A 10,051-nucleotide genomic window follows, 5' to 3' on the forward strand; every position below is an offset into this window, starting at 1 on the left:
CTTTCTGATGCAGAAGAATCCGCAGCCTTGGCCGTTGCGTCCGCGTCGGTCGCGTCCGCCGAGTTCGCAGCCGGCTCGGTCGGGCTCGCCGAGGCGGCTGGATCGGGAGTCGTGGGCTTGGGATCGGCCCCCGCAGGGGGCGATGCAGCGGATGTGTCGGAAACGGGAAGGTCAGAAGTCGAATTGTCGCCGTTAGTCATCAGGTCTCTGCAGGGGGCAGGAGCGAAGCGAAGAGGGAATCACGATGAAGGCCATTGTAATATAAGTTGCCGTCATCGCCGTGTCGCAGTCTAGCAATCCCGACGGCGTCCCGGTAGCCTTGCTGAACAATGTTGAACCCAAAATCCGATTCCATTTGCAGATCAGCGAGGCGACGTTTTGCCAAACTTGGACTCCTTTTGCACAAAGGCTTTCTCTGGATTCTCGAGCGACGTGATCGAGGCGATTCAAAACGCGCCGTTGCCCGACCTGGGTGACGGATCCCGTAGTGCGGGGGGTGACGTGTCCGCACTAGAAGCTCAGCTTCGCGGTGGCGACATCGCCGGTTCGATCAACGCGTCATCGCCATTGGGGACCCAGCTGTGCAGTAGCGGATTATGGCTTTTGGCGGGCGATTTAGACCGCAGCCATCGGATTAGCCAAGATATCGACGAAAAAGAGGGCAGTTTTTGGCATGGAATCATGCATCGGCGCGAAGGCGATTTCAGTAACGCAAAATACTGGTTCCGCCGTGTCGGGAAGCATCCTGTGATTTCGCAGTTGAGCGAACTTTGCGGAAACCAATTCCGCAGTCCCGAAGACTTCGTCGACGCCTGTGCCGAGGCCACCAGGGCCGAAGCGAACGGGGCCCAAGCGAATCAGGCAGGCTCAACGCCGCTATACGCCCAATGCCAAGACGTGCAGTGGAAAGAGTGGCAGCTGCTAATGGCCCACTGCGTCGTCCTCTGAAAAAAACGGAAAAATTTTTTCGCAATCCGAGTCAACTGGTCGCTAAGCCATTTCCGATAACAAATCTTGTTGGAGGGCAAATCGGCACACCATTGTGTGGGGCAAAACGCCGATTGGTATTCTAGCACCGCATTCGGGCCTAGGTCTTTAGCTCAGCGACGATCCTGTGAGATGCGTCGCACCGGGGGGCAAAGACCTGGGCCTTTTTTATGCGCCGAGGTAATGGTTACGGCGATCCGGGGTTCCGGTGCATCGCCAGAGCGTTGCGATTTGCTTTGTTCGCGGTACGGCCCGCCCGCCCAATGCCATCTACTTTGGCAAAAAACAGGTGGCGTTTGTAGCGGTGCGGCGCGGGGCCTCGCTCGGTCTAAACCGAACGTTCTACTCGCCGCAACCGGACAGCTCGCGCCCAATGCCATCTGCTTTCGTAGTGGGACTCGCCAGAGTTCCTGGTGTTTCAACAACAAAGATGGGGATTCTGGCGAATCCCACTACTTGAGCATCCCCCAATGGTTGCCAAAGTAGATGGCATTGGGTTCGCGCCGTGCCGCTACTGATGTCGATTATTGGGGCGACCGATGCTCCGGCTGATGGTCTTTGCCGGAGTCGCTGTGGATCTACATGCCCAGGTCGCCGAACAGCGGCGTGCTGAGGTAGCGTTCACCAAGGCTGCACATGATCGTGACAATTCGCTTGCCCTTCATTTCGGGGCGAGCGGCGACTTGTGCAGCCGCCCACATGTTCGCTCCGCTGCTGATCCCCGCCACAATGCCTTCTTCTTTGGCGAGTTTGCGGCCCCACTCGAACGCGTCTTCGTCATCGACTTTGACCACTTCGTCCACAATCGAGGTGTCGAGGTTCTTGGGGATAAAGCCAGCCCCGATTCCTTGGATACGATGTTTCCCAGGATCGCCTCCGCTGATCACAGGCGAATGGATCGGCTCGACCGCGATTGCTTTAAAGTTTGGATTCTGCTTTTTCAGGTAGCGTGCTGCTCCCGTGATTGTCCCACCCGTACCGACACCGGCAACCAAAACGTCGATGTTCTGGCCGCTGTCCGCCCAAATTTCAGGACCAGTGGTGGCTTCGTGAATGGCAGGGTTTGCAGGGTTTTCGAACTGCTGGGGCATGTAGGCGTTGCTGTCTTCGCTGACCAATTCGCCCGCTTTGTTGATCGCTCCCTTCATCCCTTCGGCGGCAGGAGTCAAAACCAGCGTGGCTCCCATCGCACGCAGCAGGGCTCGGCGCTCGACCGACATCGATTCGGGCATGGTCAGGGTCAGCTTGTAGCCTTTGGCTGCACAGACAAATGCCAATGCGATTCCGGTATTGCCGCTGGTCGGTTCGATGATGTGCGTGTCTTTGTTGATCTTGCCATCTCGTTCGCCCGCTTCGATCATCGCGACGCCGATACGGTCTTTCACGCTGTTGAGCGGTTGAAAGAACTCGCACTTCGCAAACACCGTCGCATGATCCGCAGGAACCAGTCGATTGATTTGGATCATCGGGGTATCGCCGATGGCTTTGGAAGCATCCGAATAAGTTTTTCCGCGGGGCATATCAATTTCCAAATTAAGAGTTGCAACGGATAGAAAGAGCGCGGCAACGAACTGCGAAGAGGCAGTCCGCACGCGGGTTCACGCCTCAGCGTTGTCAGCTGAGGTCAGATTCGCTTGAGCGTTCCAATTCGCTCAAGCAAATAATGTGTCCGGAATCAGAGTTAGGGGTGGTGGTAGCGGAAGTGGTCAAATCTTTTGTTTTCGCTGCCCCTAAATTTACCTTTGGCTCGGCCCTTAGGCGACTTCCCAGGTATCGCCTGAATTGAAGAGCGCCTGCAGGTCGCCCTCGCCTTTTTTCTGTTTGGCAAGGGTAACTTGGTCATTGATTTGGTCGTTGTAAGTGGCGACCCCTTCAACGGCTCGCAGCACGCCAATCGGTTCAGGCATTTCAGGGTATCGCATCCGAGCCAGCATCATTTGGATCGACGGATTCATTTCTTTTTCGTCATGAATCAGCAGATCGTCCGCGGGCACATCGGCGACGTTAACCACTTCGAGGTGGTTGCCGACCAATCGCACTGCTTTGTCGCTGTTGGTGCCAAAGATCAGCGGCTTGCCATGTTCAAGTTCCACCACGTTCTCAGCCCGCTGCTTGCGTTCTTGGGCGTAAGCCATCGCACCATCGTTGAACACGTTGCAGTTTTGGTAGACCTCGACCAGCGAGGTGCCTTTGTGCTCGGCTGCTCGCTTTAGCGTTTCGCCGAGGTGTTTGACGTGGGCATCAATGCTTCGCGCGACAAACGTGGCTTCGGCCGCAAGTGCGACTGACAACGGATGCAGCGGATGGTCAATCGATCCCATCGGAGTGCTCTTGGTGATTTGCCCCTCGGTACTCGTCGGGCTGTACTGGCCCTTGGTCAAGCCGTAGATCCGGTTGTTGAACAGGACGATGTTGACGTCCAAGTTTCGGCGAAGGCAATGGATAAAGTGATTGCCGCCGATCGATAACGCATCGCCATCGCCCGTGATCACCCACACCATCAAGTCGGGCCGAGTTGATTTCAGTCCCGTTGCAAACGTCGGTGCGCGACCATGGATGCTGTGCATTCCGTAGGTGTTCATGTAGTACGGAAATCGGCTGCTGCAGCCGATCCCGCTGATAAACACGGTCTTTTCACGAGGCACACCCAGTTCGGGGAGCACTTTTTTCATTTGCGCCAAGATCGAATAGTCGCCGCATCCGGGGCACCAACGAACGTCTTGGTCCGAAGCAAAGTCGGCCGCTTTTAAAACAGGAAGATTCATTTCAGAAAGATTCGAATTAAGTATGTTGCTAATCGGGGGAACGAAAGTGGGTTGGGGACGGTCCGTCTCCGTTAACCCGCTTTGCTTCGCACGCCAGTCTTGGACTTGCCACCTTCGGCGGTCGAAACATGTTCTTCGATCGCTTCGACCAGCTCGCTGACTGCGAATGGTTTTCCTTGGATTTTGTTGACGCCGATGCAGTCGACCAAGTGCTTCGCTCGCAGCAGCATTCGTAATTGTCCCGTGTTCAACTCAGGCACGACCACCTTGTTGAAGCCCTTCATGAGTTCGCCCAAATTCTTTGGCATTGGGTTGATGTAACGCAAATGGGCGTGGCTGACCGAGTGGCCTGCGTTGCGGCAATTGCGAACAGCGGTATGGCATGAGCCATAGGTTCCGCCCCACGAAATCACCAGCACATCGCCGCTGGTTTCGCCGTAGACATCTTGATCGGGAATTCGTTCGGCGATCCGGCTGACCTTGGCGGCTCGCGTGTCCGTCATGTGTTGGTGGTTGGCCGGATCGTAGCTGACGTTCCCGGTGCCATCTTCTTTTTCCAATCCACCGAGACGATGCATCAGCCCTTCGGTGCCTGGGATCGCCCACGGACGCGCCAAATTTTCGTCACGTGCGTACGGCATGAACGGCTCGTCTGGATCGGCGCCTTCGGGGTGCGTGACCACGATTTTAGGAAGCTTCGCCACGTCGGGGATCTTCCATGGCTCGCTGCCGTTGGCGATATAGCCATCGGACAAAATCACCACCGGGCACATGCACTCGGTCGCAATTCGCCAAGCTTCCACGGCGATATCAAAGCAATCTCCAGGCGATCGTGGTGCCAGGATAGGCAGCGGAGACTCGCCGTTTCGGCCGAACATGCATTGCAGCAAATCGCTCTGCTCGGTCTTCGTTGGCAATCCGGTGCTCGGACCACCCCGTTGAACGTTGATCACGATCATGGGCAGTTCAAGCATCATGCCCAAGCCCATGGCTTCGGCTTTTAGTGCAATGCCGGGACCGCTGCTGGCGGTGACAGCCATGGTACCACCAAACGCGGCTCCGATCGTTGCACAAACGGCAGCGATTTCGTCTTCGGCTTGGAACGTTCGCACGCCAAAGTTTTTGAACCGCGTCAATTCATGCAGAATGTCGCTGGCAGGCGTGATCGGGTACGTTCCGTAGAACATGTCTTTGCTGCTGAGCTTTGATGCGGCGACCAATCCCCAGGCGAGGGCTTGGTTGCCCATCATGTTGCGGTAGGTGCCTTTTTCGAGTTCGGCTGCCTCGACTTGATAGCTTTCGCCGAACGCTTCGGTTGTTTCGCCGTACGCCCAACCGGCACGCAAGGCTGCTTCGTTAGCTGCCGCAATATCAGGTTTTTTGCCGAATTTGTCTTGAATGAACCGCAGCGTCGGATCAAGCGAGCGGCCAAACAGCCAATACACCAATCCCATCGCAAAGAAGTTTTTGCAGCGATCGGCGATTTTTTGGCTCAAACCATGGGCCGCAACGGCTTCGCGAGTCAGTGCGGTCATTGGCACTTTGATGACCCGGTAAACCTCTTCGATCACATTGGCGTCCAATGGATTCGACTCGACTTTGGCGAGCTTGAACTCCTTTTCGTTGAATCCATCTTCGTTTGCGATCAGGATTCCGCCTTTGCGCAAGTCACCCAAATTGGTGACCATTGCAGCCGGATTCATGACGACCAGAGCGTCAAGATGGTCGCCAGGAGTGAAGATTTCTTCGCTGGCGAAGCGGACTTGGAAACCGCTGACCCCTGCACGGGTACCCCGTGGGGCGCGGATTTCCGCCGGGAAATCGGGGAAAGTGGCCACATCATTCCCCGCCAACGCACTGGTGTTGGTCAATTGGGTGCCGAGTAGCTGCATCCCGTCCCCAGAGTCGCCTGCGAGGCGAACAGTAATGCCGGAAACGGTAGATACGTCTTTTATGGTGGTCGGAGAGGCCGTCATGAGCTTCGCTGGATGCGTGGAAACGCACCTCCATTGGGAATGGATGTATTGAGTGAAGATATAGTGTTTGTATCGATCATTCGGATTCGCAAACTTATCCGAATTCTATATTTTGGGCATCGAAACGTAATGTCCACCTCGACGCTTTCTCTGAAAATAAGACAGAAAAGAAAAAAACAAGTTCAGAATAGCGACATTTTGTCGCCCACAAACCTTGGATTGATTGCAATATTTTCGCCTCTCCTGACGATAAAACGTACTCCCTTGCTCAAATGTCTCGATTCCGCTAACCTCCGCACTTCGCTTAGCTGCGGCGACTGTCTCTCCGTAGCTTTCTAAACTTGTTTTGCCGCTTGCAAGATGGGACGAAGGGCGTGTGAGGATGCCAAATGACTGGCGGCCTCGAATGCCCTGGAATTCGTTGCGAAGCCTTCGCTAGCGATTCTCGTAGCCCGCAGACGGTCCCCTTTCGAAAAGGAAAAATTTCGCTCGATGTCCACTCCATCTAGTCCTATCGTTCAAGAAATGATCGAAGCGGGTGTCCACTTCGGTCACCGCACCAGTTTGTGGAATCCGAAGATGGCTCCGTACATCTTCGGTCGTAAGAACCAGATTCACATCATGGACATCCGCGAAACCCTTCGCGGTCTGTTGCGAGCTAAAAAATATCTCAGCCAAGTTGCCGCGGGTGGCAGTTTGATCCTGTTTGTCGGAACCAAGCGTCAAGCCGGCGAAGCACTCGAAGAGCAATCGCTCCGCTGTGGCATGCCCTTCGTCAGCGAGCGTTGGTTGGGTGGCACGTTGACCAATTTTCGTACCATTCGCAGCCGCCTTGGCCGTTTGGAAGAATTGGAAAACATGCGTCAAACCGGCGCCATGGACAACTACAGCAAGAAGATGCAGTCGGCACTGAATCGCGAGCATCGCAAGATGTACCGCAACTTGAACGGCTTGCGTACCATGAACCGCTTGCCCGAGTGCTTGTTCATCGTTGACCCAGGCAAAGAGCGCAACGCGATTCGTGAAGCAAAACGCCTTGGCATCACCACCGTGGCGTTGATCGATACCGATAGCGATCCAACGCAAGTCGACTTGCCGATTCCTGGTAACGACGATGGTATCCGCAGTATCGAATTGATCATGAAGCAGCTTGCCGACGCGGTCATCGCAGGCAAGGGACAATCGGCGACCGAAAGCAGCCCTCAGCCTCAGCAAACCAAGCCAACCGGCACGGAAGCAGAAATGGTTGCGGCAGCAACGAAGGCCGAAGAAGCTCAATCGCCTGCGACCGAAGGCTAGTTTTTTCAGGACGATTTTTTGAGGGGGCCGTTTTGGGACGCCCCCGGTTGTGCGGGCTCACCTTTGTTGGGCCCCCTTCCATCGCTCGGCATGGCAGCCGTCCCGATTTCACGAGTCGCAATGCGGTTCGCTGGTGATCGGCTGTGGTGCGGGTTGCGGCTTGATCACAAACGCGTCGCTGTCCAAGATCTGCGGGCACCATTGCTCGCGGTCCCTCACCGCATGGTTTCTAGTGAGGATGATTAAAAAATAGCGATAATTGCGATAAAAGCCCGAAGTCGCTTGTTCAAAAATGGCATGTGCCTAAAGCTTGTCGTCTAAATGAGAGTGAATCGGCTCTCCCGAAAGTGGCAAGCAACCATACAAACTGTTTTTTATACGTTGGAGATGAAGAGATGGCTGATATCACTGCGGCAGCGGTGAAGGCGTTCCGTGAGCGTACGGGATTGCCGATGATGGACTGCAAAAAAGCGTTGACCGAAGCGGGTGGCGACGAAGATAAGGCGGTTGAGCTTCTTCGTAAAAAGGGCCAAGCTCTCGCCGACAAGCGTAGCGATCGCGAAACGGCATTTGGTCGTTTCGGTCTCTACATCGGTACCGACAAAAAGGTCGGCGCGATGGTCGAATTGCTGTGCGAAAGCGCTCCTGTGACCACCAACGAGCAGTTCATCCAATTGGCTGCGGATTTGGCTGAGCAATATGCAACCGGTCCTGGTGCCGCCAACGCCGACGAATTGCTTGCTCAAGACTCGCCTTCGCAACCCGGAACCACTTTGGCGACGCAAAAAGAAGACATGTTCAATCGCATCCGCGAAGTCTTCAAAGTCGGCCGCATGATCCGCGTCGAAAGCACCTGTGGCGGCTACATGCACCACGCGGGAACCACCGCGGGCGTTTTGGTCGAAATCGAAGGTGGCAACGACGACGCAGCCAAAGACGTTTCGATGCACATCGCTGCGATGCGTCCGGAAAGCTTGAGCAAAGACTCGATCGATCCCGCCGTGGTCGCCAGCGAGCGTGAAGTTTTGTTGGAAGCTGCCCTCGCGGAAGGTAAGCCACAAAACATCGCCGAAAAAATGGTCGATGGCCGGATGCAAAAGTTCTATGCGGAACGCTGCTTGCTCGAGCAACCGTTTGTCAAAGACGACAAGCAATCGGTAGGCGAATACGCCAAAGCCAACGGCATGACCGTCAAGAATTACTGGCACTGGGTCATCGGCGAAAAAATCGACGCCTAATCCAGGCTCGATTGCCACCGCTGCGGTGGCGACTGCAAACCGCGATAACCTCGCTTGTCCCCCATCGGACCGGCGAGGTTTTTTCGTATACTTTCCGTTATGCTTAGCACTGGCCGTAATATCGCGATCGCCGCGATTCACCATCAATAACAACACCCTGGTTTTCAATCCTACCCGGTTTTTCAAACGCGAAAGTCTCAAACACCATGTCTGACGCTTCCCAGTCGGATGGCTCCGACGTCAACGCTCCTCTGCATTACAAACGCGTCGTCTTAAAACTTAGCGGCGAAAGTCTCGCTGATTCCGGCGGACGTGGCATCAGCGGTGAAGAGTCGGGCGAGATCGCTCGTCAGATCAAATTAGCGCACGACACCGGTTGCCAAATTGCGATCGTGATCGGCGGCGGCAATATCCTCCGCGGTGCTCAATTTTCGGGCAGTAATTCGCTGGTCCATGAAGCGACCGCGCACTACATGGGAATGCTTGCCACGATCATCAACTCGCTCGCGATGCAAGACGCGCTCGAAGCACACGGCTTGCAAACCCGAGTGATGTCGGCGATCCCGACCGATAAGATTGCTGAAACCTTTATCCGCCGCCGAGCGCTGCGTCATCTGACACGCGGCCGAGTGGTGATTCTTGCCGCCGGTATCGGCAACCCGTTTGTCACTACCGACACCGCGGCGGCGCAGCGAGCGCTAGAAATCGAAGCCGACGTGGTACTCAAGGCGACTCGTGTCGATGGCGTTTACAGCGACGACCCGGAAAAGAATCCACACGCCGTGCTGTACGAATCGCTGACCTATAGCGACGTCATGGAAAAGAACTTGCGAGTGATGGATGCCACCGCGATTGCATTATGCAGCGAACACAAAAAGCCGATTGTGGTCTTTAACTTTAAAAAGAATGGCAACATCGTTCGAGCAATCTCGGGCGAAAACGTCGGAACATGGATCGGCGCTGAAAAGAACAGCTGAAAAGAACAAATCAGCGTCGCTGTCGATACATTGCGTTACAACAACTATTTCTAGTCTCCCCCTGTTACCCCATTCCCAAGGATGCAAGATGTCCACCGATGATGTGCTTCTCGATGCCGAAGAACGTATGGAAAAAGCGATCTCCGTTCTCAGCCATAACTTGGCCGGAATTCGCACTGGACGTGCGAACCCAGGCTTGGTGGACTCGTTGAAAGTCGAAGTCTACGGTTCGGCAACTCCGCTAAAACAACTTGCTTCGATCGGAACACCCGAGCCCCAACAAATCGTGATCCGCCCCTACGATGCGGGGACGATCAAAGAAATCGAAAAGGCGATCGTTGCCGGCGACTTGGGGCTGAACCCGCAAAATGATGGACGCATCATTCGTTTGAATGTCCCACCGCTTTCCACCGAAGTGCGAAAGAAAATGGTTTCGCGGATCAAGGAATTGTCCGAAGAATCGAAGGTCGCGATTCGTAATATCCGTCGTGATGCCAATAAGGCCATCGATAACGCGGAAAAGGCAAAAGAGATCTCCGAGGACGATCGCGATCGCATGAAGGAAGACGTCCAAGAATTGACCAAGAAATACGAGGCGCAAGCAGCCGAACTCGCGAAAAATCGCGAGTCCGAAGTGCTCGACAGCTAGCACCGCAGCGTCTGGCGGGGGCTTGGCCGCGACGAATGCCGATTTCCTAGCCGGTAATTTCTAGAGAACGTCCGGCTTAGGGTGACTCTAACAACTCGCATTCGTTCTTTTTTTAAGGCCGGAGGCCGACACAATTCATGCCGGTGGTGTTAACCACCGG

General features: G+C 55.1%; 9 protein-coding genes. 5 read left to right on the top strand and 4 right to left on the bottom strand.

Annotated features, from left to right (window positions below):
• Nucleotides 1-200: hypothetical protein (locus RMSM_RS01105; RefSeq protein WP_008690202.1), on the bottom strand; the 200-nt coding region annotated here is incomplete at its 3' end.
• A gap of 178 nt (nt 201-378) precedes the next feature.
• Between RMSM_RS01105 and RMSM_RS01110 the strand changes: the two genes are divergently transcribed.
• Entirely contained in the window at nt 379-948 is a 570-nt protein-coding gene (locus RMSM_RS01110) for a hypothetical protein (RefSeq protein WP_081613959.1), read from the top strand.
• A gap of 617 nt (nt 949-1,565) precedes the next feature.
• On the opposite strand, the gene cysK is transcribed toward RMSM_RS01110, so the two are convergent.
• The 3 genes from cysK to RMSM_RS01125 form a co-directional block, all read right to left on the bottom strand.
• Nucleotides 1,566-2,507 (bottom strand): cysteine synthase A, encoded by a 942-nt coding sequence (gene cysK, locus RMSM_RS01115; RefSeq protein ID WP_040763407.1) that lies wholly within the window; start codon nt 2,505-2,507, stop codon nt 1,566-1,568.
• A gap of 234 nt (nt 2,508-2,741) precedes the next feature.
• Complete coding sequence (locus tag RMSM_RS01120; protein WP_008690211.1) at nt 2,742-3,752, bottom strand: 2-oxoacid:ferredoxin oxidoreductase subunit beta; 1,011 nt, start codon at nt 3,750-3,752, stop codon at nt 2,742-2,744.
• A 71-nt stretch (nt 3,753-3,823) separates the two neighbouring features.
• Nucleotides 3,824-5,728, bottom strand: coding sequence for a 2-oxoacid:acceptor oxidoreductase subunit alpha (locus RMSM_RS01125; protein ID WP_040763409.1), 1,905 nt, complete (start codon nt 5,726-5,728; stop codon nt 3,824-3,826).
• Nucleotides 5,729-6,220: 492 nt separating this feature from the next.
• Here RMSM_RS01125 and rpsB point away from each other — a divergent pair, with 492 nt between their 5' ends.
• The 4 genes from rpsB (at nt 6,221) to frr (ending at nt 9,891) form a co-directional block, all read left to right on the top strand.
• Nucleotides 6,221-7,027: a 30S ribosomal protein S2 gene (gene rpsB / locus RMSM_RS01130; RefSeq protein WP_144057276.1), complete on the top strand. Its 807-nt coding sequence runs from the start codon at nt 6,221-6,223 to the stop codon at nt 7,025-7,027.
• A gap of 395 nt (nt 7,028-7,422) precedes the next feature.
• A complete protein-coding gene (gene tsf / locus RMSM_RS01135) occupies nt 7,423-8,265 on the top strand; it encodes a translation elongation factor Ts (protein WP_008690218.1) in 843 nt (280 codons plus the stop codon).
• 206 nt (nt 8,266-8,471) lie between these two features.
• Entirely contained in the window at nt 8,472-9,242 is a 771-nt protein-coding gene (pyrH, locus tag RMSM_RS01140; protein ID WP_008690219.1) for a UMP kinase, read from the top strand.
• An 88-nt stretch (nt 9,243-9,330) separates the two neighbouring features.
• Nucleotides 9,331-9,891, top strand: a complete 561-nt coding sequence (gene frr, locus RMSM_RS01145) for a ribosome recycling factor (RefSeq protein ID WP_008690221.1) — start codon at nt 9,331-9,333, stop codon at nt 9,889-9,891.
• Nucleotides 9,892-10,051 lie beyond the last annotated feature (160 nt).

Source organism: Rhodopirellula maiorica SM1, from assembly GCF_000346295.1.
GTDB lineage: Bacteria > Planctomycetota > Planctomycetia > Pirellulales > Pirellulaceae > Novipirellula > Novipirellula maiorica.

Coding starts and splice junctions, on each gene's coding strand:
- cysK (WP_040763407.1), bottom strand. CDS start 2,507: ATGCCCCGCGGAAAAACTTATTCGGATGCTTCCAAAGCCATCGGCGAT.
- RMSM_RS01120 (WP_008690211.1), bottom strand. CDS start 3,752: ATGAATCTTCCTGTTTTAAAAGCGGCCGACTTTGCTTCGGACCAAGAC.
- RMSM_RS01125 (WP_040763409.1), bottom strand. CDS start 5,728: ATGACGGCCTCTCCGACCACCATAAAAGACGTATCTACCGTTTCCGGC.
- rpsB (WP_144057276.1), top strand. CDS start 6,221: ATGTCCACTCCATCTAGTCCTATCGTTCAAGAAATGATCGAAGCGGGT.
- tsf (WP_008690218.1), top strand. CDS start 7,423: ATGGCTGATATCACTGCGGCAGCGGTGAAGGCGTTCCGTGAGCGTACG.
- pyrH (WP_008690219.1), top strand. CDS start 8,472: ATGTCTGACGCTTCCCAGTCGGATGGCTCCGACGTCAACGCTCCTCTG.
- frr (WP_008690221.1), top strand. CDS start 9,331: ATGTCCACCGATGATGTGCTTCTCGATGCCGAAGAACGTATGGAAAAA.